Annotated in this window: 22 protein-coding genes; 10 read left to right on the top strand and 12 right to left on the bottom strand. The window is 65.5% G+C overall.

Features of this window, described 5'->3' with window-relative positions; genetic code table 11:
• Positions 1-55 precede the first annotated feature (55 nt).
• Positions 56-991 carry a hypothetical protein gene (locus tag AB0H61_RS04935; RefSeq protein WP_357299268.1) on the top strand — a complete coding sequence of 312 codons (936 nt, stop codon included), beginning with the start codon at positions 56-58 and terminating at the stop codon, positions 989-991.
• A 542-nt stretch (positions 992-1,533) separates the two neighbouring features.
• Here AB0H61_RS04935 and AB0H61_RS04930 read toward each other — a convergent pair.
• Positions 1,534-2,280, bottom strand: coding sequence for a hypothetical protein (locus AB0H61_RS04930; RefSeq protein ID WP_357299266.1), 747 nt, complete (start codon positions 2,278-2,280; stop codon positions 1,534-1,536).
• A 374-nt stretch (positions 2,281-2,654) separates the two neighbouring features.
• Between AB0H61_RS04930 and AB0H61_RS04925 the strand changes: the two genes are divergently transcribed.
• Together AB0H61_RS04925 and AB0H61_RS04920 are read left to right on the top strand one after the other, a co-directional pair.
• Positions 2,655-3,116 carry a hypothetical protein gene (locus AB0H61_RS04925; RefSeq protein WP_357299263.1) on the top strand — a complete coding sequence of 154 codons (462 nt, stop codon included), beginning with the start codon at positions 2,655-2,657 and terminating at the stop codon, positions 3,114-3,116.
• Entirely contained in the window at positions 3,113-3,283 is a 171-nt protein-coding gene (locus tag AB0H61_RS04920) for a hypothetical protein (RefSeq protein WP_357299261.1), read from the top strand. The genes AB0H61_RS04925 and AB0H61_RS04920 overlap by 4 nt, the downstream gene beginning before the upstream one ends.
• Positions 3,284-3,388: 105 nt before the next feature.
• Here AB0H61_RS04920 and AB0H61_RS04915 read toward each other — a convergent pair whose 3' ends face one another.
• The gene (locus AB0H61_RS04915; RefSeq protein ID WP_357299259.1) at positions 3,389-4,054 is read right to left on the bottom strand and encodes a TetR/AcrR family transcriptional regulator; all 666 of its coding nucleotides are present in this window, start codon (positions 4,052-4,054) and stop codon (positions 3,389-3,391) included.
• 67 nt (positions 4,055-4,121) lie between these two features.
• On the opposite strand from AB0H61_RS04915, the gene AB0H61_RS04910 reads away from it, so the two are divergent.
• Positions 4,122-4,694, top strand: a complete 573-nt coding sequence (locus AB0H61_RS04910) for an alpha/beta fold hydrolase (protein ID WP_357299256.1) — start codon at positions 4,122-4,124, stop codon at positions 4,692-4,694.
• Between the two features lie 1,178 nt (positions 4,695-5,872).
• Here the strand turns inward: AB0H61_RS04910 and AB0H61_RS04905 are convergent.
• Positions 5,873-6,202, bottom strand: a complete 330-nt coding sequence (locus tag AB0H61_RS04905) for a hypothetical protein (RefSeq protein ID WP_357299254.1) — start codon at positions 6,200-6,202, stop codon at positions 5,873-5,875.
• Positions 6,203-6,977: 775 nt separating this feature from the next.
• Between AB0H61_RS04905 and AB0H61_RS04900 the strand changes: the two genes are divergently transcribed.
• Complete coding sequence (locus AB0H61_RS04900) at positions 6,978-7,337, top strand: DUF4254 domain-containing protein (protein WP_357299899.1); 360 nt, start codon at positions 6,978-6,980, stop codon at positions 7,335-7,337.
• A 217-nt stretch (positions 7,338-7,554) separates the two neighbouring features.
• Here the strand turns inward: AB0H61_RS04900 and AB0H61_RS04895 are convergent, their stop codons facing one another.
• From AB0H61_RS04895 to AB0H61_RS04865, 7 genes are all read right to left on the bottom strand, one after another.
• Positions 7,555-10,857 (bottom strand): hypothetical protein, encoded by a 3,303-nt coding sequence (locus tag AB0H61_RS04895; protein WP_357299251.1) that lies wholly within the window; start codon positions 10,855-10,857, stop codon positions 7,555-7,557.
• 80 nt (positions 10,858-10,937) lie between these two features.
• The gene (locus tag AB0H61_RS04890; RefSeq protein ID WP_357299248.1) at positions 10,938-11,561 is read right to left on the bottom strand and encodes a GNAT family N-acetyltransferase; all 624 of its coding nucleotides are present in this window, start codon (positions 11,559-11,561) and stop codon (positions 10,938-10,940) included.
• Between the two features lie 63 nt (positions 11,562-11,624).
• On the bottom strand, positions 11,625-12,227 hold the full coding sequence (locus AB0H61_RS04885; protein ID WP_357299245.1) for a DUF4126 domain-containing protein: 603 nt from the start codon (positions 12,225-12,227) through the stop codon (positions 11,625-11,627).
• A 62-nt stretch (positions 12,228-12,289) separates the two neighbouring features.
• The gene (locus AB0H61_RS04880) at positions 12,290-13,417 is read right to left on the bottom strand and encodes a TIGR03364 family FAD-dependent oxidoreductase (RefSeq protein WP_357299242.1); all 1,128 of its coding nucleotides are present in this window, start codon (positions 13,415-13,417) and stop codon (positions 12,290-12,292) included.
• 97 nt (positions 13,418-13,514) lie between these two features.
• Entirely contained in the window at positions 13,515-13,763 is a 249-nt protein-coding gene (locus AB0H61_RS04875) for a hypothetical protein (protein ID WP_357299240.1), read from the bottom strand.
• Positions 13,764-13,880: 117 nt separating this feature from the next.
• Complete coding sequence (locus AB0H61_RS04870) at positions 13,881-15,281, bottom strand: hypothetical protein (protein ID WP_357299238.1); 1,401 nt, start codon at positions 15,279-15,281, stop codon at positions 13,881-13,883.
• Positions 15,282-15,518: 237 nt separating this feature from the next.
• Entirely contained in the window at positions 15,519-16,529 is a 1,011-nt protein-coding gene (locus AB0H61_RS04865; protein ID WP_357299236.1) for an LLM class flavin-dependent oxidoreductase, read from the bottom strand.
• Positions 16,530-16,788: 259 nt separating this feature from the next.
• Here AB0H61_RS04865 and AB0H61_RS04860 point away from each other — a divergent pair, with 259 nt between their 5' ends.
• Positions 16,789-17,019 carry a DUF6400 family protein gene (locus AB0H61_RS04860; protein WP_357299234.1) on the top strand — a complete coding sequence of 77 codons (231 nt, stop codon included), beginning with the start codon at positions 16,789-16,791 and terminating at the stop codon, positions 17,017-17,019.
• 476 nt (positions 17,020-17,495) lie between these two features.
• Complete coding sequence (locus AB0H61_RS04855) at positions 17,496-18,479, top strand: NAD(P)-dependent alcohol dehydrogenase (RefSeq protein WP_357299231.1); 984 nt, start codon at positions 17,496-17,498, stop codon at positions 18,477-18,479.
• Here AB0H61_RS04855 and AB0H61_RS04850 read toward each other — a convergent pair.
• A complete protein-coding gene (locus tag AB0H61_RS04850) occupies positions 18,457-18,924 on the bottom strand; it encodes a nitroreductase/quinone reductase family protein (RefSeq protein ID WP_357299229.1) in 468 nt (155 codons plus the stop codon). The two genes, AB0H61_RS04855 and AB0H61_RS04850, sit on opposite strands and share 23 nt — an antisense overlap.
• 32 nt (positions 18,925-18,956) lie before the next feature.
• Positions 18,957-19,376 carry a PPOX class F420-dependent oxidoreductase gene (locus AB0H61_RS04845; RefSeq protein WP_357299226.1) on the bottom strand — a complete coding sequence of 140 codons (420 nt, stop codon included), beginning with the start codon at positions 19,374-19,376 and terminating at the stop codon, positions 18,957-18,959.
• A gap of 108 nt (positions 19,377-19,484) precedes the next feature.
• On the opposite strand from AB0H61_RS04845, the gene AB0H61_RS04840 reads away from it, so the two are divergent.
• The 3 genes from AB0H61_RS04840 (at position 19,485) to AB0H61_RS04830 (ending at position 22,740) form a co-directional block, all read left to right on the top strand.
• A complete protein-coding gene (locus tag AB0H61_RS04840; protein ID WP_357299224.1) occupies positions 19,485-19,982 on the top strand; it encodes a MarR family transcriptional regulator in 498 nt (165 codons plus the stop codon).
• Positions 19,983-20,252: 270 nt separating this feature from the next.
• Positions 20,253-21,116 carry a type I methionyl aminopeptidase gene (gene map / locus AB0H61_RS04835; protein ID WP_357299222.1) on the top strand — a complete coding sequence of 288 codons (864 nt, stop codon included), beginning with the start codon at positions 20,253-20,255 and terminating at the stop codon, positions 21,114-21,116.
• 70 nt (positions 21,117-21,186) lie between these two features.
• Positions 21,187-22,740: a cobyric acid synthase gene (locus tag AB0H61_RS04830; protein ID WP_357299220.1), complete on the top strand. Its 1,554-nt coding sequence runs from the start codon at positions 21,187-21,189 to the stop codon at positions 22,738-22,740.
• Positions 22,741-22,788: the final 48 nt, after the last annotated feature.

Raw genomic sequence — 22,788 nt, 5'->3', positions numbered from 1 at the left:
TGCTCGAATCGGACATGGCCGGACGGTGGCGCGCGCGCAATTACGGTGTCGATCGATGATGAATATGTCGGCGATCCAAACGGTATCGTGCTCTCTTGTAATCCGATGTCATCCGGATGCTTACCAGGAAACAAACTTTCGGTTTGCGAGTCGTCTGATTTTCCGGCATTTGCTCGCACCTATCACCTATTTCTCAGGAGAAGCTGGTCAGGACTTTGCGATTGTGGTTGTGTGTTGGCTCGTGGCTGCCGGTCTACGGCTGCGGAGTTCAGCAGGTCCGTCTCATATGTCTGAACCATCGAATAGAAAAGGACATTTCGTGATCGAAACCTCGCGCATCGCGGCGATCGGTATCGTATGCGTTGCGGCAATCGCGCCCGTCACCGCACATGCGGAAGCACCCGCTGACCATGACATCGAGTACAAGGTCACCTCGGTGGAACGCGCTGTGACAACCACGCTCTCGGGAGGGACTTTCGTTCTCGGCCACGACCGCAGCTCCTTCACAATTCTCGATGACCACGGCGCGCCCGTGATGGTCATGCCGACGCGATTCACCGTGGGCGACAAGGTGCTTGCGGTCGACTCCTCGCTCAGCAAAGACGCAAAAGAACTGCGGTTGACGCCGGGTGAGCTGCGGCCCGCTGCCGCACCGGCCGTGACGCCGGTCGCGTCGCCCATGGAGAATCAAGCCGCGATGACGGAGTTCTCGACCCGATTCGGGCTCGCCGCCACGATCGGCGCATTCGTCGGCACCATGATCGGTCTGGTCGTCGGAGGCGTTACCGGATGCCTTCTGGGTTTGCCGCTATTCGGGGTGGGCTGCATACCCGCAGCGATGGCCGGTTCGGGGATCGGCAGTATTCTGGGGACAATTGTCGCCGGGGGACCGGTTATGGCGCTGGCGGCCGTGGAGCTGATCAACATACTGAACGCACCCGACGGTACGACTAAATGGGCGGAGAACTCATCGCAGAACCCTGCGAATTAGGTGACCGTCTATGCAATGTGATCAGGCGCGACATGGCGCCGATATCGCTTGGCGCCATGGATTCTGGCATTCAGATGGTTGATCGACTCGCTTCGTCGGATGGAGTGGCTACCGCCGAATCTGTCACGCCCTCGCAATGCCGCTCAATTCAGTCCGGGGCGTGGATGCATGGATATCGACCCACCCGATCCATACGAGTGTTGACGAGCGGCCCACTTCGGTGCGGATAGGCGCCGATACCACGGCAGTGAGATCCGCGCTCGGCGCGGCGAGCCTGCGCGAACTCGACACGAAGGCTTGCCGCCCACGGACTCGCCTGAACGCGGTTACTATCCGGCGACCCGTGCGAGGCTCAGGCCCAGCGGGTGTTCAACGTCATCGGCCGCCGCGGGCCGGACATACTTCGAACGGGCCCGATACGCTCGAGAGCGTGATTATCTGACCGAACGGGACCTTCGGAGCCGGAAAGACCACGGCAGCAGGAGAATTGACCGCGCTCCTGCCGGGATCGCGGGCCTTCGGTGTCGGTCGAGGTGGCCGGTTCAGCGGCCACCGTGCGCATCCGAGAAATAACAGGGGACGCACCCACGATCCAACCGAGCGGGATAGAGGTCGCCCAATCGGACCGGTAGGTGACCCTTTTCGTACGCACGGTCGACGTGGATCTGCGATAACGGTGCCGACTCGAGTGTCCGGAATTCCCACCGCGTTCCCGTGGAATCCGGTTGCCAACCGTCCGGGTCGATCGCGTATATCCGCTGGACTAGTCGGTCGACGACAACGATGGCGTAGTGGGCGTTGCGTCTCGCGGCACTGTTCACCCGCCACCACCGCCGATCTCGCTCGTAGAGCGCTTCGGGGGTCCGGAGAGCCGACGGCCCGGCATCCGGCCACGGCTGAGAGATGATGAGCGCGATACGTTCACCGATCGTGGTGAGGGCCCCCCACCGCTCGTAGGCATGCGCCCGGTCCAGGCCCGTGACGGAGGCGACGTCGCCGAGCCCGGCCGTATTGTCGAGAGCGGCGGCGGCGGCTTCCGACATCCCGGCGTCGATCTCGCTCGCGAGCACACTGTGCACACGCAGCAGGGCCAGTTGGAACTCACGCGCCTCCGTGAATTCCAGCTCACCATCCTCATAGCGGGCCCCTGCCTGTGGTCCCAGCCCACTCAGTTGGCCGGCGAGTCCGACCAGGATTGCCCGCACGGACCGTGACAGCCATAACCTCTCGGTTGCCCACAGATCGCGAGCGAAGGCATAGCCACAGCCGTTTACCTGAACATCGGTCATAGCCGAAGACTCTAGCGTGGAGATACGTACAGTTCACGGATTTACCGGATCGATATCAAGCAAATTTCTTCTGGGCAGAACATCGGTAGCCATATGTTTGCGATATGGCAACCGGTCGGTTCGTAGCTACTTTTCGCTCGACTTTCGAGGGCATCGACCGAAACGACCTTCCGGTCCACGACACCCTGCTCGAACAAGCCTGGACCCCGGATCGCAGACCTTGCGCGAGACGAATGCCCGATGTCCTCCCCCAATCGATCGGTCGGCGTAACGGTGTGTCGCCTCACGATCGACGTCTGGGCATATGCACGTTCCGCGAACGCTGTCGATGCTCGAAAAGGGAGGACACACTGATTGCGACACCGACGAATTCGATGATATCCACGGCCTCCGCCGCCGAACCCGCCACCACGGCCGACCGGTTCGACTGGTCGATCAGCCACACTGACGACACCATCGTGGTGACGTTCGGTCAGGAACGCGCCGGCATCGAGTTACCCGCTTCCCTGCGAATCGGAGTGGAGTTATTTTTCCAGGACAACGGCCTGTCGGGACCCACCATCGCCATCGGTGGTCCGGTCGGGCGCCATATCCGGCTCGTCACCGGCATCAGCAAAGCCGATCGGGCCATCGAGTACCTGCAACACTGCGGGGCGCTGCTTCACGTCGGCCGCGCCGTATGGCACCTGCCGCCCGTTTCGGGACCCGGCCTCGCATGGTCGGCGGGCGGTGGACACCATCGCATACCCCCGCTTGTGGCCGTCGCCGCCGCGGTCCGAGCGGTGCGTCTGTGCACCCCCGACGGACTCGAGCAACTCCCGCTGGCGGCACGGTGAAATGGTTCGACGACGCCGAGCATTTCGGCTTCATCGTCGCCGCCGAAGGCAGTGCCGATCCGGCTCCGGATGTAGACAGCGCGGCGAATCTCGGTGTCGTAGGCCGGGAACGGCGTGGACTCCGACCACGCGCCCGTCCGCAACCGCACGATCGCCGGATGGCGTGATTCCCACGTGTCGACCGAGCTGTACCTCCTTCACTGGAAGCATCCGGCTCGAACACCAACCATCGCAGCACGATCCGTCGTGCCGTCCGAGCTGCAGGACCTCGATCACGGCTTCGGGTGTCGCTCACGTTGTCGGGTATCGCCACGTCGGCGAGGTCGATGGCCTCCGTACGGTGCTTCGATGGCCATACCGTGCATGAGGCCGAGCACGTGTGCCTCGGCGTCGGCCGGGCGCAGTGGGGCGTGGCCGACAAGCAGCCGGTACCAGAACGGCCCGAAGACCAGATCCACGGCGTGGTCGACGTCGAGGTCGGCGGTGAGTTCCCTGCGATCCATACCGCGACGCAGGATCTCGGCGACCACTGCGCGACGGGACTGCACCCACTGCCGGAACTGGGCGGAGAAGGCCGGATCCAACTGTGCCTCGGCCATCAACCCGCACAGTGCGTTCACGCGTCCCGGGTGCTCCGCCACGCGGTACAGCTCCCGCAGGAACTCCGTCAGATCCGTTGCCGCACTACCGGTATCGGGTTGTGGCATGCGAGTGGCGACCGCACCACCGAATGCTTCGAGCACGATCGCGGCCTTCGTCTTCCACCACCGGTAGATGGTGCTCTTGGCGACCTGAGCATGGGCGGCGATGCCCTCCACGGTGAGCGGGCCGTAGCCCTGGGCCTCCACCAATTCGGCGGCGGCGGACAGCACCGCCGCGCGCGCGTCCTCGCTGCGGATGCGACCGCCGGTGCGGGCGGGCCGGGTCGTCGGGGGCATGGGTTGACGGTAGCACCCCGGCGCGGTTAAATCGAAACGAAACGTACCGATTCGATTTGAGGGCGTCATGAGTGTCATCGTCATCTCCCACATGCTCGCCGGATCCAGCGCCGACGTCTGGTATCCCGCGGTGCAAGCCGAATTCGCCGAGGCCGGATACCGAGTACTGGTGCCTGACCTTCCCGATCCCGCCGCGCCCGAGCTCGCCGCCTGGCTGAAGGCCCTCGGCCACGCGGTGGACCCGGCCTACGCGGGCGATACTGTTCTGGTCGGTCACAGCCTCGGCGGGGTCAACGTGTTGCGGTTGCTCGAGGCCCACGACGTCGACCGTTACGGGCCGTTCAAAGGTGCCGTGCTGGTCGCCGGCATGGCCAAGGAGGTCGGCTACGACGCCCTGGCCGGTTTCTTCGCCGGTGGATTCGACTGGGACCGAATCCGCGAGGCGGCGGGGGACATTCGAGTCCTGCATGCGATCGATGACCCGGTAACCGGTTCGGCGACCACCGAGCATCTGGCGATATTCGCGCGGGACCTCGGTGCGACGGTGACCCTCCTGCCCACCGGCGGCCATCTGCCGAGCACCGGACAGGAGCTCACCGAGCTGCCACAGGCCACGCGCCTCATTCGGGAAATCCTTTGAGCCACAGTCCTGACCGCAGGCGCGCCCGGCCACCCCGTCAACGGATCGTGTTCGGTCCATGACGGGGTGGCACTCGGCCGCTGTGTGCCCGTGACGACGCAGAGATCCGAGCGGGTGACCGACCGGATCAACGAGGTGCAGAGGCTGGTGCCCTGAGCTGTCGGGTAGCGCGCCGTGTCCATTTATCGAGTGGTAGGCGCTGATCGGCGCTGGGATCATAGGGCAAGCGTTTGGTAGTAGGTGTCCACGGAGGAAATCGCGTATGTCCACGGTGCGGCGGTTCTGGATCGAATTCGACATGCCGGAGCACGGCCCTTTCGAGGTGGAGCTCTGCCAGGGCGTCGGTGTGACTGGATTCGACGAGCGGGATTGTTTGTCGATGGTGGCGGATCTGGTTGACGGGCCGTTGCCGCCTGTGCGCCGTATTACGGTCGATATCTCACTGGCCGAGCCACTTCCGGTGAATCCTCCCGGTCTCGGAGTCCCGGTGTGGCGAGGCGTGTGGTACCCACCCCGGAACCTTCGAACCGGGCCGATGTGGCGCCCCCGGGGTGTCGACCGAGCGTTCAACCCTTCTTACTACCCGGCGCCTGTCGCAGAACCACGCCGCCGCGTGAGGGCCAGTGACACCTTGCGCGCGAGAACCAGGTGGTGGGACGAAATCCCGCGTATCGACAATCTGCTGTGGCCGCTGGTGTACATGCACTACGCCGAGTTAGGTGACCTGATGTGGCGTTTCGCCCCGGTAGTGCGCGACGACGTCGTCACGAATCCGGTCTACGAGGACATGGTGCGCGAAGCACTCGACTACATGATCGCGCGGCGTCCGACGCCGAGCGAATGGGCCGACCCGACCAGAGCCTGGTTCGTTGATCAAAGAAGAACTGGACGAGTATCTGCGGGCCTTCCGGGACTACTTGTTCGGAAATCGCCCGGAGCCGATCTACCCTCCCGGCAAAGATCGGCTTCCACCCGATATGGGGACCACATCCGACGATCGAGCGAGGGCCCCTGGGGGACAGAACATCCCGTAGTACGGCGCAAGCGCGATTGCCGCCGCAGTCCCGCCGTGAGCTGGACGGCCGTTGTGGGCGCACTCGCGGCGGCCCAGCGCGTCGGGGCCGCGGTCGGCGTGGTGACGCAGCAGCGCCGCCATCGACATCGGTCTCCGCGATGACTCACCCCGGTCTGCCTGTCGCTGCGGCGGATTTTCCGTTGCGCGTGAATGTTTCGACCACTTGATGCGGCTCTGTCGCGGTTGGTTCATCGATTGTCCGTTCCGGCCATTTTCGATGATCTTGTTCCATTCGGACGGGGAGTTGCCACGTGTTCGCGATGGCGGCATCGAGGCGTACATGTTTCAGAATGCGCTCGGAGAAGGTCGGCACCGGCCTCGGCGTGCGAGATGGCCCGTCGGCCAGCGGATCCTGCGGAGTGACGTGCGGTCGCCCGAGGATCGCCGGCGCTGACACGATGTCGGCCTGTCCGGTCGACACTGACGAGTTCACAACCGATCCCCGGTGCCATCGTGCTCGCGCCGACCGGCCGTGAACGCGTCGAGGACCTCGCGCTGGCGATCACGATCAACACCGCCGGGTTGCGTCCACGGCAGCAGCATGCTCACCAGCGGCGATTCCCGTCATTCGGTGTGCTTTCGCTGGAAGCGGGAAACGTTATGCCCCAACATACGGTGCCCAGACCATTGCCGATTCGATGTCGATTGCGGTGCCTCGCATCCCAGCGCAGTCGTTCATCGCTCGGTCAGTCCGGAATTCCTGGGATCGTCGAGCCGACCAAGCGTCCATTACCGGTCATCGTGTGCGCGTTCCCGCGCACACACCGCGGCACGATCAACCCGCGGTGGCGCGCCGACAGCACATCCGAATATGCAGTTTCGGCCTCGCGTTTACGCGGGGATCGGCCCTGAAATCAGGGGCGTTAGCAAACTCTTGGTCACCGTATTCATGCCTGCGCCGGGACGCGAAAGGGGCTGTGGCAGAGAGATAGTGCGGCTCGTCTACCAGGGCGGGACACCCCTTTCGGGACAATGAGAACGCACTCTTGCGTTCTTGCATCTGTAAGAGCATGATCCAGCTAGCCTAGTTGTGAACTACCGATCCGATGACCGGGATAACCGAATCGAGAGCCAATCATGTTGGTACAAAGAGCGTTGGTGTCGGGTGAATTCGGAGTGTCGCGATGAGCGCGCCGACAGTTGGGGTGCTGCCGACCGCTCCGCAAATTTTGTGTGCATTCCAGGGACGCCGATTTCAAGATCTCGAACTGCTGCGATCCGCGCATGCGCTCGCCGAACTGCACGCCCGCAGGGCGGAGATCCGCGACCCGTTTCTTGTCGCCGAAATCGATTGCCGTCGAAGCGAACTTGTCGACGATATCAACGATTGGATCGCCCAGGAGATCCCGCAACACCGCAACGGCGCGTCACTGCATACCGAAAGTCTGGGTGCCGTAGTCGACCGTATGGCGCGTAGCTGGGTCGATGCGAACCAGGCGATAGACGTCGACGGACCGCGCAGCGACAATACGCATAAACACTGGTACCACCTGGCAGAACTCGTGGACGGCTACACTGATCTGGTAACCGACGTGGCCGGAGGTCGTCGTCGACTGCCCGAGCAGTAGCACGGCGTGACGCGAACTCGACCGCATCGGTGACACTGCCCAAGGCGTCACTGCCTGAATGGCGTCGTCTCGGACGTGGTTCATCCGACCAGTGAGTCCGCCCGAATGCACACGTCGCCGGCATAGTGACGGCGGGCGCAACGGGGCGCCCCGCCCGGCGTGCCGCGTGGTCGACTGGCGCGGCACGCCCGCTATCGAATACCTTTTCGGCGGGCTTTCATTCGGCAACTGTGAATATGGCCGATGCCGCTGCTCGAATATCGATCGTGTCGTGCGCCCGCAATCGGTCGAGCAGTGCGCGCCATGCGGGCGACCAGCCGAAGTGCTCCCCGCACATGGCCGTCACCGTGACGGCGGCCAGTGTGGTTGCCACCTCATTGCTGTCGGCCAGATCGCAGGCAATCGCCAGCATGGTCGGTGCCTCGGCCGTGCGCAATACGCGCGGCAGCGTGGTCTTCAGATGTTGTGTGGGGTGACAGATCAGGGCACCGGTGGCCAGGGCGCAGGCGCGCCGCAGCGACCGCGCCGTGGATTCGCCGTCCGCCCAACGGATTCGAGACAGGTACAGGTCGATGGCTTGCCGGTGCCACAGCGGTTCCGTCGCCAGCCGATCGGCGACCGCCAGTGCCGCGGTACGCGTCGCCTCGGAGCGTTCGGCCGAGGCGCCGAGCGCGGAGACCAGGACGTCCATGCGCTGCCGGGCCGGAAGGTCGCGGTCCGCGCGGGTGAGGTCGGCGGTCGCCAGCAGTCGATCCACCGCATGCAGGAGCGCCTCGGCATCGGACGTGGCCTCGACACCGCTGACCACGGCGTGCACCAGCGGTCGCCACAGCCCGAGCTCGTCGAGGTCGCAGAGCCTGCGCACAAGCAGCGCGCCGGTATCGGGCGGGCTCCATCGGCTCCACCGCGGCAGTGCCGAAATCGCCTGGCTGGCAAGCAGAATGTCGGATGACCCCGCCATATCGCGGATCAGGCTCGCCATCCTGCGCCGTTGCACCACCGGTAGCAGTGTGGGCTGGTACCGCACAACTTCGCCCGCCACTTCCGGATCACCCGCGGCATCGGCCAGCAGCTGCCATGCCGCATCGCGATCCAGTAGCCCGCGGCAGGCGGCGACGGCCGCGCGCCGGATATCGCGGTGCTGTTCCGGTCGTCGCCAGCCGTCCTGGAGCGTTGCCATCGCCTCCGGCGCGCGTAGCTCGGCCAGCAGCCGCAGGCCCTCCTTACCGGAGGTGATCTTGCGAGAGTCGAGCAGTGGCGCGACAGCGGTCGCGAGCCGATCGGGGGCAATGCTTTTCGCACACAACGCGATGCTGCTGACCGCGACCCGCGCCCCATCGGAGTCGACGTGCCGGGTCAGTACCGCGCAGGCGGCTTCGGGGAGTTCGCTGCGGCCGAGCGCGGTGAGTGCGGCTTCGGCCACGGTCAGCTCGGCGTGCTTGGTGTAACCGACGAGTCGCTCGAAGCTGCCGGGGAGGGACCCGAGCCTGCGCACCGCCCAGGTCCGCTCCCAGAGCGCGGCTTTCGTACTTTCCGCGAGGGACACCAGCAGCCGCGCGTACAGCTCGACCTGGCGGGGTGTCCATCCGTCGAAACCTGCCGGAAAGTCCGGTACGAAGCGCACTTTCGGTGCGATGAAGCGGCCGGAAGTGGCCGATTGGAGCATCGAGTCGAGGAGATCGGTGCGCCGGGTAGCGATGAGCCGCTGCACTCGTGGGAGTGCGATGAGCGAGCGGTCCCGCTTCAGCGCCATGCTCAGGTGCTGGTCTCGGGTGGCCGGATTGTCCAGCGCCAATTCCACTGCCCGGCGCACGACCGAGTCGTTGCCCGCGCCGATGGCGCGCAGCAGCAGTCGTTGCAGTACGGGGATGGTCCAGGCTCGCCGTCGCAGTCCCTCGGCGAGATCCAGCGTCAAGTCCCACTGATCACGGGAGGCATCATTGTCCAGGCGCCGCCGCAGCGCAGTGAAGAGCCGCTGCTCTACACCTCTCGGCAGATTGCGATGCAGATTCCACAGCGAGGGCCGGGTGGCGTGTGCGGCAAGGCTTTCCATCAGTCGCAGCGCGGCCTCGGAGAACGCGGGCTCCTCGGCGCGAGCGCCGTGGACGAGCAGCAGCCGGGCGAGTTCGCCTACCGCGGCGGTGGTGGCGTAGGAGCGATCGCGGGCCTGCAACGCGTCGGTGCCCACCTGTTCCAGGGCGGGCAGGTGCTCGGTGCGTAGCAGCGTGGGAGGGATGGCGAGCACCGCTTGCAGCGCCACGCCGCGCACCGGGTCCTGCTCGTTGCGCAGCCGTCGCAAGATTGTCAGCAGGGTGCCGACGATCTCGGGATCGCGGGTGCCGACGGCGGCGGCGACCAGCAGGGGGTAGGCCCGCGACCGCTCAGGTGCGGACGGCAGCCCGATGCTCGTGGTCAGTAAGGGTTCGGCCTCATCCCAGGGCAGTCGCGCGGTCAGCCGCTCGCGCACCTCCGGTATCTCGGAACCGCCTGGGCGGGACAACAATTCGCGTGCCACCGTCGTGCGATCGTGGCGCGGGAGCAGATCGAGCACGGTCGCGTCGACCGCCGCGGGCCCGACGCCGGGGCGGAGGAAGACGGCGCGTACGACGGCGGCTCGACGCGGTAGTGGTAGCGCGCGCAGGAACCGCCTGCGCTGAAAGTCGGGGTAGACCGTGCAGACCGCGATCAGCTGAGCGTCGGGGAGGTCACGCAGTGCCGTCCACAGGGTTTGCCCGGCCAGACCGGTGCCATTGCCGGTCGGGTGCAGGATCAAGTCGACGACAGCCCCGGGATCCAGTCGCGCCAGCCGGCCCGCGATCGGCGCGAGCCGATGGACGGAGATGTACCTGATCGCGTCCGCGGCCAGTGCGAGCAGTCGGCCCGGATGGTGTTCGGCCGCCGGTACCGCGCATGCGCCCGCCCACGACCACAACTCCGGCCACTCGAATTCGCCCGCCTCCGTCGCGCTTTCCTCGAGGTAGTCGAGCACCGTCTCGATATGTCTGCGGCCCAGGGCGGCCCGGTCCGGCACCGCGTACGCCAGCTCCGGCAGATATTCGGCGACAACCGGGGCCGAACAATAGGGCAGGATCCGCGCGGCCTCGCCGTCGCCGAAGCGCTGCCGGATCTCCGGCAGCAGCGGATCAGCCGGTCGTACCCGCTTGCCGCGGCCGAGGGCGCGATACATCGTGCGGCGGGTGCGGTGCGACATCCGGGGTAGCCGGGGGATCAGCCCCTCCGGGTCGATCCCGGAACGGATCAGCGCGACCACGGCTCGGGCGGCGAATTCTGGTGCGCCCGAATCGAGTTGACCGAGCAGGTAATCAGTCTCGCCGGCGACCGCGGCGACCTGAACGGCGACGATCCGTTCGTAGCGATCCGCTTCCGACAGCTCCGCCAAGAGATTGCCCAGTGCCGGAGTGCCCGCCAGCCGCAGTGCGCAGGTCGCGATCGCCCGGCGCCGGTCCGGCGCCGACAGCGGCTCGATCTCCTTCAACAGCTGAGTCGCCGCAGATGCCACCGCACCGCGCTCCCTTCCGTGTAGCCCCTCGATCTTCGCGCCGCGGAGGGAATCGGGCGGTCTCGAACGTGTAGGCGATGCTAGGTGATCCGCGGGTCGGGTGCATCGGAATTCTTTTCCGGCGCCGACTGACTCGCGGTCCGTATCCAGCACATTCCCCGCCCGGATTCGGCCGGTGCCTGCGTCGCGCGCGGCTCGATCCGATCCAACCGGTAGCCGAGCCGACGGGGAACGGCGGCACTGCGGATATTTGCCGCATCGCACCGGATTTCCACGCGATCGATACCGGGCAGCGCCAGGGCGATATCGGTGAGCGCGGCGGCCGAGCGGGTGATCACTCCCCGGCCTTGGTGGTCGACGTGGCACCAGTAGCCGATCTCCAGCGTCGCGGGTCCGGCCCGATCGTGCAGGCCGATGGCGCCGAGCAGAGTGCCCTCGGCATCGAAGATGCCGTAGATGAAGTCCGCGGCGGAGCTGGGCCAGCTCGCGGTCGCCGTCTCGATGAACTCGCGCTGCCGCTCCAATATCGGGGGTTCGGCCGACCACGGCATCCACGCGTGCAGATGGTCGAACGACGCGGCGATGGCGTCGAACTGGGCCCGCAGATCCGACCGTTCCCAGCGGCGGATCAGCAGGTCACCGAGGTCTATCCGCTGCGGTGGCGCCACTCCCGGCGCGAGCGCCTGCGGTTGGGTGGTGTCCATATCACGATCGTCGTCGCCGGGCGATCGGACGGCAACGCAATTTCCGGACCGCGACCCCAACCGTCAGCCGGTGCTGCCGAGCGCGGCCACCCGGCGCTGTTCCCGGCGCTCGCGACGGCGTCGGCGGAAGCGGCGAATCCGGCCCGCCACCAACAACACCAGCGTTCCGCCGATGAGTAGTAGCACCGCCGCGATGATCGCCGCGGGGACCGGATAGAAGATCGCGAGCGTGATGATTCCCGCGACGCTGAGGTCCTCGACGACACTGGTCACGATATTGGTCGCGGGTTCCGGCGAGGTGTTGATCGCCATCCGCAGCCCGGCCTTCACCAGGTGACTCAGCAGCGCCGCCGTCCCGCCGACCGCCGCTGCGGCCAGCTTCGGCAGCGAACCGTCGGATCCCGCGATGAGCGCCGCGACCACCGCGCCCGAGGCCGGGCGCACCACGGTGTGGAAGGCGTCCCAGAACGAATCGAGATACGGCACCTTATCCGCTACCGCCTCGATCAGGAACAGCACACCCGCCGCGATCAGTACGTCGGTGCGCTGTAGACCCGCCGGGACCTCGTCGGACAGCCCGGTCACGCCGAACAATCCGAACAGCAGCACCACGGAGTAGGCGTTGATCCCGCTGGCCCAGCCCGCGGTGAAGATCAAGGGGAGCACGCAGCAATCCTAATTCGGGCGGCCGTCGACGAGTTCGATGTCCTTGTCCGGCACGGTATTCCTCAGAGGTTGAGGAGGTCGGCGGTCTCCGCGCCGAGAACGGGGCCGAGGGTCATACCGCGTCCGCCGGAGCCGGTGATGACCCAGACGTGTTCGGCCGCCTGTGCGCGAGTGACGATGGTGGCCGGATCGATGCTCTGGCTGAAGACACCGGCCCAGCGCCGCACCACCTGCGGCAGTGTGCGGCCGAGCAGATCCTCGGCGACCTGGGTGAGGTGCTCGTAGGGCGCTTCGTCCAGGTCGAATGCGAAAGGTTCGGTGTATTCGTGGGTGTCGCCGATGGTGAGCCCGCCGTGCAGCCGCTGCACACACAGCAATTGCATCCGGTGCTCGGCGGCGATGGCGGACTGCGACTGTTCGGCGTTCAGCGTCGCGACCTCGGGACCGGCGAAACCTGGGTAGTAGCGGAAGCTGTCGCCGTCGGCGATGGCGGTGGTGAGCGGCTCGTCCAGTGGCGCGGTCTCCATCATCTGTAGCCGGACCCGGCGTACCGGGATGGCGCCGACCAGTTCGCGGGTCAGGCCGGTGTGCGCGGCCCCGGGACAGACCAGCACCAGATCTGCCTCGAAGGCGCGACCGTGGTCGTCGAGAACCGTTGCGCCGGAACCGGTATCGGTGACCGCCCGGGCCTCTGCGCTGGGGTGGAAGGTGTAGCGCCCGGTCCCCATGAGATAGGCGCGCAGCGCGGGCAGCGCCCGGCGCGATTCGACGGCGGCATCGATCGAAGAGTGCAGTCCCGCAAGGAATGTGCCGCGAAGCGCGGGATTGATCGCGCGCACCCGCTCCGGTTCCAGCAGTTCGAAGCCGCGGTCGGCGGCGCTCGCGCTCGCGGCGGCGGCCCGGGCGACGGCCAGTTCGGCATCCGTGCGGATCAGGGTGATCGATCCCGCGGGACGGAATCCGACGCCGGGGACTTTGCCGCCGATCTCCTCCCACAGGTGGCGGGAGCGCAGCGTCAGATCGAGTTCGGCGAACGAGCGTCCCGATACCCAGACCAGGCCGAAGTTGCGGACCGTCGCGCCGCGCGCCTCCGGTTCCCGTTCCAGCTGCACGACCTCGTGTCCGCGGGTGACCGCGGCCCAGGCGTGGGCGGTGCCGAGGATTCCGCCTCCGATGACGACCAATCGCATGGGCCCATGGTGGGTAATGGTCAAGACCCCTGGATGTTTCCCGTGCAAACAGGAGGAAACGGTCCGCCAGGCACTGTGTGAACTCTCGGTGGGGGGCTCAGCGTAGCTGCGGAGCGACCTTCGTGCCGAGGAGTTCGATATTGTCCAGCACCTTCTCGTGCGGCAGGGTGCCGACGCTGGTGTGCAGCAGGAAGCGGTCCAAGCCGAGGGTGTCGCGGACATCGGAGATCTTGGCGGTGACGTAATCCGCGGTGCCGACGAAGAGTGAACCGCTTTGCGAGCGAAGGGCATCGAACTGGGCACGGGTCATCGGACCCCAGCCGCGTTCGCGGCCGATGGTGCTCATGGCCACTGCGTACGGTCGAAGATTTCGTCGTAGTCGGCCAGGTCGTGGCCGAGAGCGGGACCGATTCGGGACGGCCCGACGGGGTGCGCGGAATCGTCGGAAAGGAACGCCCCGGGACTAATAAGCACCGGATGTCGGAAGGAGCGGCGGTGGGTAGTCCGGTAAATCGTCCAGTGTTAATTGTTCTTCAGGTTTGCGTCCCTTCCACTCGATATTCAACTGCTGATTGATCCGCTCGATCTCCTCGCTTGATTCTTGTTCGGCCTGGGTGTAATAGCCCGCGGCGCTGACGAAGAGATCACCGAGTGCTTCCAAGTGATCACGGGACTTGCCGAGTGCGTCGTAGAGATCTTCGCAGAGATTATCCCACTGCATTTCACCTCCCTTGACCAGGCTCGAGTTGAATGCTGCCCAGCTTCGGGAGTCGATGATGCGGTGGAGTTCACGTATGGCGAGTTCGAATGCCACGGCCAAATGCGGGAACACCTTCTGTCCCGCCATCCACAAGTTTGCGATGTCGACCGCTACCTTGGTCCGCTCTACGAGCGTGGGCGGCTCGTGATATGTCGTCGTTCTTCCCAGGATGATATTCGCATCAGGAATATCGGAGAAGGCACGCCCGACTGTGGACCGAAACTCGGTTCGTTCATCTTCGACTTCGGTGAGGAGTTCGTCGAGAGCATCGATAGCCTTGTCGATACGCCGTATGCCGTTGCCGCTGATATCGTATTCGTTCCTTTTCTGTTCTTCTGGTGGATAGGAGGCGACGAGTGCCGAGGCGACGCTGAGCGTCGCCGCAGCCAACGCGGGCATCTCGAATGCCGCGATACCCGCGAGAACGGCCGCCCCGATGAAGAATAGGTTGCGATCACCCCCGCTATCGCGGTCCCCGGCCAGTTTTGCGATTTCCTTCGCTCGGTCCCGTGCCGAGGTGAACAACCCATGCCATCCTCCCAACGTGGCGATGAGACCATCCAGGTAGGCGACCTGGTTTGCCCAGATCTGCGGCAATTCGGCTCCGCCTTGAAATCTGTAGCTATCGGCGGCCGGTCCGCTCCAATCGCGGAGCAAGTCGGAGAGAAGAATGAGATCTCCTACGTCTGTATGTGCCGCCATCGCCGCACGCTGCTCCGCCAGCAGGCCGAGCATGTTCGCAAGGGCGTTATCGCTGCCTTCGGTGAATTTCAGGAGGCGTTCCTCCATTTTATCGATTTTCTCGCTGCACTCACGGCGCTCGTCATCGTAACTGACGTAAGGAACCGGTCCATATGGTGATGCACTCACATTGCCCGCATTAGTGATTGTCTCCAGCTCGTCGTACTCCTCTTTCCAGACTCGCCGGGCTCTAGCGACAAGATCGAATACATCGCTTTCATAGGACATTTCAGCACCCCGCGTCCAGCGTGAAGTCGCAACAGTCACACAGAGCGTAGCAGAGTCGCCAACGAATACCTCTTCGAAAATCTTTTCATGACCATTCATAAGACGCGTCATCGAAAATGTGGTCGAGGTGATCAATACCGCGCCCCACGCTATCCGACCGGTCGAGCGCTACTTCGCATTTCAGCTACTGCCCAGCACCCGGCCGCATTTTTCGGTTTGCCGACGACATCGGACAGCTGCTGCTTGTGCGGCTACTGCGGCTTGCATCCATTCTCGAGGAACTCGTATTCGACCTGATCGACGAACAGCCGACAGTGTTCCCCTGCAACGGCTTGAACGCCACAGCTTATGCAGCCGCCGAGGGTGCAAGGCTCAGCGCACCTGTGGTGCAACCTTCTCGCCCAGCAATTCGATGTTGTGTAGCACTTTTTCGTGGGGCAGTGTGCCGACACTGGTGTGGAGCATGAACCGGTCAAGGCCGAGGGTGTCGCGGATGTCGGCGATTTTCTGTGCGACGTAGTCCGGTGTGCCGACGAAGAGCGAACCGTTCTGCGAGCGCAGCTGGTCGAAGGAGGGGCGGGTCATTGGGCCCCAACCGCGTTCACGGCCGATCGTGCTCATCGCCAACGCGTAGGGCTCGTAGAAGTCGGCTACAGCCTGTTCGTCGGTGTCGGCGATGTAGCCGTGTGCGTGCACTGCGATTGGCTGCTTGTCGTGGCCGCCCTCTTCCAGTGCGCGGTGGTAGAGATCGACCAGCGGTTTGAATCGCGCGGGTTGCCCGCCGATGATCGCGATGGCCAGCGGCAGGCCGAGCAGGCCCGCGCGGATCACAGATTCGGGACTGCCGCCGACGGCAATCCAGACCGGCAGTGGCCGATCTTCGGTGCGGGGGTAGACGATCGTGTTGGTTAGCGGGGCACGGAACTTGCCGGCCCAGTTCACCGGTTCTTCCTCGCGCAGGTGCAGCAGCAGCGCCAGTTTCTCGTCGAAGACCTCGTCGTAGTCGCGCAGGTCCAACCCGAACAGCGGAAAGCTTTCGGTGAACGACCCGCGCCCCGCCATCAATTCGGCGCGCCCGTTCGAGAGTCCGTCCAGGGTGGCGAACTCCTGGTAGACGCGTACCGGATCGGCGGAGCTGAGGACGGTCACCGCGCTGGTCAGCTGGATCCGCTGCGTCCGTGCGGCGATGGCGGCCAGTACCACCGTGGGTGCGGAAGCGGCGAAGTCCTTGCGGTGATGTTCTCCGACGCCGAAGACGTCGAGTCCTGCCCGTTCCGCGGCGACGGCCTCGTCGACGACCTCGCGTAGCCGCTCGGCGGCGGTCGGTGCGGGTCGATCGCCGATGGGGTATAGCTCGGCGAATGTCGTCAGTCCCAGTTCCACAGCGTTCCATCTCCCTCGAGAGGTTTCTACGTCAACTACCTGGTTAACCGGACCGCGGTCCGCCTTTATTCCTGCTCTGAGCGGAGTCGATCGAACCCGGTCCGCTCGCCGCCGTGACAGCGGAATCGTCGCGGTCCGTGCACGGGCATCAAATGTGACGAAGTCCAACCGTGGAACGTGATGCAGGTCATTGCCCGAGGGGGTGTGGTTGGGCATCGTAATCAATTCGTTATCGGAAAGAGCCTGGTTGGAGATGCCAATGGCCGACCACAAATTTGCTTACGACCTCACGCTGGACGAGGCACGACGGCGCAGCGCCGTCGTGGCGGCGCTCGGTGACGACTGGGATCCGGTGGCGGTGCTCGCCGAGGAAGAGTTGGCGTACGACATGCTGTACTCAAATCTCGACGATGAGCAGCAGCGGATCTACGACGAACTCGTCCAGGCCGGGATCCTGCCGGATCGGGCGCCGCGCGAGATCGCCGACTGATCTCCCTGCCGAGCACGAACCATGACTGGTGTTGCGTGTTGCCTCCGGCGAGTGGTGACCTAGCTGCTCCGGCTCTCGGCTGAGGGCAGTGGATGCGCGGCCTCAGCCCCAAGCGCCGTAATGCGCTTTGTCGCACCGACACGGCCCAGCACAACCACCCAGGAATCGGGAGCACCGACCACCCCCAGCAGTGCGCCGCACCCACCCGTCGACGAGCGACACCTGATTGCCGCTGATCGCGCTGACCGATTTGCGCGGGACCGTCATCCTCGCCGCCGGTCCAGCCTCGTGCGCAGTCGCGCACAAAGTCTTCATACGCCGCACAACGCGTACACACGCTGGGCGGCGTCGAGTGAGTCTGTGCAGCCGCGCTGAGTGCTGAAATCAGTGCTGGTCTCAGGGGTTTCCCCGATGTCCGCCGCCGGCGTGTCGATCTACCGTTTCGGGCGATAGCGGTAGGGCGAATGGAGAACCCGATGAAGGCGATCATGCAGGACCGGTACGGATCACCGGAGGCTCTCGAGTTCGGGGACGTCGACCCACCGGTGCCCGGTGACGATGAGGTGTTGGTCCGGGTGCACGCGGCTGCGGTCAACGCCCTCGACTGGCATGTGATGCGGGGAGATCCTTACCTGGCCCGGCCGATGATGGGATTTCGCGGGCCGCGGGCGAAGATCCGCGGCCGCGATTTCGCGGGCCGGGTCGAGTCCGTTGGGCGAAATGTGACGCGGTTCAAGGCCGGTGACGAGGTATTCGGCGAGGCCGATGGCGCCTTCGCCGAGTATATGGCCGCCCCGGAATGCGTGGTCGAGCGCAAACCGGCTCGCCTGACATTCGAGCAGGCGGCCGCGATTCCCTTGGCGGGCAACACCGCACTCATGGGACTGCGGGACCTCGGGGGTGTCCAGCCGGGGCATCGAGTACTGATCAACGGTGCGTCCGGCGGCGTCGGGACCTTCGCCGTGCAGATCGCGAAGGCCTTCGGCGCGGACGTGACCGGCGTATGCAGCACCAAGAACATCGAGCAGACACGGTCGCTCGGCGCCGACCGCATCATCGACTACGCCAGCGTCGACTTCACCAGCGGCACAGAGCGTTACGACCTCGTCTTCGACCTCGTCGGCAACCACTCGCTGACCGAGTTCCGGCGAGTGCTGACACCGGCCGGGAAGCTGGTCCTGTCCGGCGGCGGCGTGTACCGCGGCGGCTCGGTCGTTGGCCCGATGGCGCTCATGGTGACGGGAATGGTGTTGGCGCGCTTCGCTCGCTGGGTGGACGTCCTCCAGGCGGAGCAGCGCGCCGCCAATCTGGCCACGCTCGGCGAACTGGCCGAAGCCGGGAAGCTCACACCGGTGATCGAACGGACTTACCCACTCAGCGAAGCCGCCTCGGCCATCCACTACCTGGAAACCGAGCATGCGCGCGCGAAAGTTGTCATCACGGTCTGGGCCGGGGTGTGAGGCGAATTATCGGGATCTCGCGGTCGGTCTTTTCCTGGTATCCGACAAATCGAGGTGTGGTGGTGATGATCTGGCGCCATGCGTGGTCGCGTTCGGTGCCGTGAAGTTGTTCGGCAGTCACTTCGAGTGCGCGGCCGGCGACGTCGATGCGGACCTTGTCGGGGTTCGCGGCGATGTTGAGGAACCAGGCGGGGTTACCGGCGGCGCCGGCTGCCGATGCCGCGATGAGGTAGGTGCCGTTGTCGCCGGGGAACCAGGCCACCGGCGTGGAGCGCTCGACACCGGTTTTGCGGCCGAGCGTGGTGAGGACCAAGGCGTCCATGCCCATGAATTTGCCGTCGCCCTTGCGGCGCAGACGTTTGGCCATGAATTTGTTCATCCACATGGCGATCCGACCGGAAGGCTGGCGGGCGCCGCGAGTGCCCGCGGAGGTGTCGAAGCTCATCGGGTTCTCACTTTCGTTGTAGTCGACCAGTGTCAGGCGGTCGCGGGGTTGGTGTGAACGGTGCGCTGCACCCGCACCTCTTCGTGGTTGAAGGGGTGACCGACGAGGTTGAAGCTCCACGAAACAGTTGGGGTGATCCGCATGTAGCGGGCCGGGCCGAACTGGCCCTGGCGCTGCACGAGTTCAGCGGTTCCGTAGATGCGCAGGTATCGCGGGATCCACGGATTCGCGGACACCAGATCATCGATGACGACGGCCACCTTCGGGTTGCCGCGTTCGATGTTTCGGTACTTGCGGGTCCGCACCGGGTCGTATCCGCCGATGTAGATATGCGCGCCATCGAATTCGTAGCCCACCGGGACCACGTCCGGTTGCCCGTCGGGGTCGACGGTCGCAACCCGGGCGAGCCGCTGGGTTTGCAGGTAGTTGATCTCCTCTTCGGTGAAGGACATCGCGGCCTCCTTCCGATCGTCGGACGTTGCCGTGCTTACCCGCACAATAATTGTTAATGCTACTTATTATTCGTGACATTAACTGTACGCGATATGTAACGTAGTCGCATGCAGGAAATACCGGGGGCCGCGAACCCCCCGCGCGCCGGATGCGCGCCGGATGCCCACCTGGAAGTGGATGCGGCGCGCGGCGATCTCGCCACCGCCCTGGTGCAGCTGACCAGGATGATCCAGGGCCTGCACGCCCAGGTCTCCGAGCAGCACGACCTCACCCCGGTGCAGGCCAAACTGCTGTGCGTCCTGCTCGACGGCCCCACGCGGATGGCCGACCTCGCCCGCGGTTTCGGCGTGGAACGCGCCGCGCTCACCGGCCTGGTCGACCGCGCCGAGCGGCGCGGGCTGGTCGAACGCACCCCGGTGCCCGGCGACCGCCGCGCACTGCACGTACTGCTCACCGATGAAGGGCGCCGCGCCGCCGCGGCCTTCCACGCCGAGGTGACCGCGCAACTCGATCGGCTGACCGCTTCCTGGAACACCGGTGATCGCACCCGGTTCCACTCGCTGGTCATCGAAATCCTCAGCCGCGTAGCAACGGATCAATCCTGACCGCCGACCCCGGCGCTTCGTGCCTACGCGCCCACCGGCCGGCGACCGATAGCCGACAGCGGCACCGAGCCGCGACCGCGGATAGTGTTTCGCTCGACCTCTGTCGACGAGGCGCGGACAACCTCGGCTCGAGTCCTGTTCGCGGGTAGTTTCTGCGTCAACTCCGGTCTCGATCGGACCGTGGTCCGAAAGTAGTCCCGAGGGGGGTCGGCGGACGTCAACGGTGGGCGCTGTCGGGTGGCTCCTGGGCAGGCCGGATAGTCTTGTTCCATGTCAGTTCGGACCCGCAAACCACTCGTTCCCGGCACGCTGTCGCCTACGCGTGAGGTGCCCCGCTCCATCGAGCGTCCGGAGTATGCGTGGAAGAAGACCGTGAACGAGGGGCGCGAGCCCTGGGTGCAGACGGCGGAGACGATCGAGAAGATGCGGATCGCGGGCAAGATCGCGGCGCAGGCGCTCGAAGCGGCGGGCGCGGCGGTGGCGCCCGGTGTCACCACCGACGAACTGGACCGGATCGCGCACGAGTACCTCTGCGATCACGGGGCGTACCCGTCCACGTTGGGGTACAAGGGCTTTCCGAAGTCGTGCTGCACCTCGCTGAACGAGGTTATCTGCCACGGGATTCCGGACTCGACCGTGATCGAGGACGGTGACATCGTCAATATCGATGTCACCGCGTACATCGACGGCGTGCACGGCGACACCAATAAGACCTACCTCGCCGGTGACGTCGACGAGGAGGTCCGGCTGCTGGTCGAGCGCACCGAGGAGGCGACGATGCGGGCCATCAAGGCGGTGCGGCCGGGCCGGGCGCTCAATGTGATCGGGCGGGTGATCGAGTCCTACGCCAACCGCTTCGGCTACGGGGTGGTCCGCGACTTCACCGGCCACGGCGTCGGTCCCACCTTTCACAGCGGACTGGTGATCCTGCACTACGACCAGCCCTCCGTCGAGTCGGTGATCGAGCCGGGCATGACGTTCACCATCGAGCCGATGATCAACCTCGGCGGCATCGACTACGAGATCTGGGACGACGGCTGGACCGTGGTCACCAAGGACCGAAAGTGGACCGCGCAATTCGAGCACACCCTAGTTGTCACCGAGACCGGCGCCGAGATTCTCACTCTGCCGTGACAGCCGCCCCGAGCGTTTCGAGGCCGGTGCCGTCGGGTGATCGTCGCGGCGCCGCGGTGGAGGCGGCGCGATGAAGGGGGCGCTGCTGGTCGCGGGCACCACCTCCGACGCGGGCAAAAGCGTTGTGGTGGCCGGGTTGTGCCGGATGCTGGCCCGGCGCGGGATCAAGGTCGCGCCCTTCAAGGCGCAGAATATGTCGAACAACTCCGTCGTCACCCTGGACGGCGGGGAAATCGGCCGCGCCCAGGCCCTCCAGGCGCAGGCCTGCGGGCTGGAGCCCAGCGTGCGGTTCAACCCGGTATTACTCAAGCCGGGTAGTGACCGGCGATCGCAGTTGGTGGTGCGCGGCAAGGCCGTCGGCAATGTCGGCGCGCGCGACTATTTCCGTCATCGTCAGAGTCTTCGCAAAATCGTTGCCGCGGAACTGGATTCGCTGCGCAACGAATTCGATGTGGTGATCTGCGAAGGTGCGGGCTCGCCCGCCGAGATCAACCTGCGCGCCACCGATCTGGCGAATATGGGTCTGGCACAGGAGGCGCGGCTCCCGGTGCTCGTAGTCGGTGATATCGACCGGGGCGGCGTGCTCGCGCACCTGTTCGGCACCGTCGCCGTACTGGAACCCGAAGACCAGAAGCTGATCTCGGCCTTCGTGATCAATAAATTCCGCGGTGATGTCGAGCTGCTGCGGCCCGGCCTGGACCGGCTGACCCAGCTCACCGGCCGCCCGACACTCGGGGTGATCCCGTACGCGGACGAGCTATGGATCGACGCGGAGGATTCGCTCGGTACCGTCGCGGACGCGGCGGTCGGTCGTCCGCGCCCGCCGGTCGGCGCCGAGTGGCTGAATATCGCCGTCATTCGGCTGCCGCGCATCTCGAATTCCACCGACGTGGAGGCGCTGGCGTGCGAACCCGGTGTATCGGTGCGATGGGTCACCGAGCCGTCCCGCCTCGCCGACGCGGATCTGGTGGTGCTGCCGGGCAGTAAGGCGACGGTCTCCGATCTGGAATGGCTGCGGCGCAACGGCATCGCGAAGGTGCTGCGTGAGCGCGCGGCCATCGGCAGGCCGATCCTGGGCATCTGCGGCGGCTATCAGATGCTCGGCAAGCACATCACCGACCGGGTGGAGTCCGATGCCGGGGTGGTGAACGGGCTCGGCCTGCTCGATCTGGAGATCGAGTTCGACAAATCGAAGGTGCTGCGCCGCTCCAGCGGTCAGGGTGTCGGCCTGGCCGCGACCACCGGAATTCCGGTGCAGGGCTACGAGATCCACCACGGACGCGTCACCCATAGCGGCGACCCGGCCTGGCTCGAGGTGGAGGGGCAGCCGGAGGGGAGTGTGCGGCGTGCGGTGTGGGGCACCCATCTGCACGGACTGCTGGAGTCCGACGATTTCCGCCGGGCCTGGCTGCGCGTGGTCGCCGATCGGGCCGGGCGGTTCGACTACCACGTCGCCGAGGATATTTCTGTCGCCGACGTACGCTCCGCCCAGCTGGACCTGCTGGCCGATCTGATCGAGAAGCACCTCGATATCGAACGGGTGGAGCAATTGATCACCACGGGCGCCGACGCCGACCTGCCGGTCATCACCGCGGATCTGCTCGTCCCCGCGGTGTCGGGATAGAACACGGCGCGACGATACCTTCCCATCGGCGGGAGGGCTCTCGGCTGC

This window comes from Nocardia sp. NPDC050710, assembly GCF_040654375.1.
GTDB lineage: Bacteria > Actinomycetota > Actinomycetes > Mycobacteriales > Mycobacteriaceae > Nocardia.
This window is presented reverse-complemented; position numbering and strand designations above follow the sequence as displayed.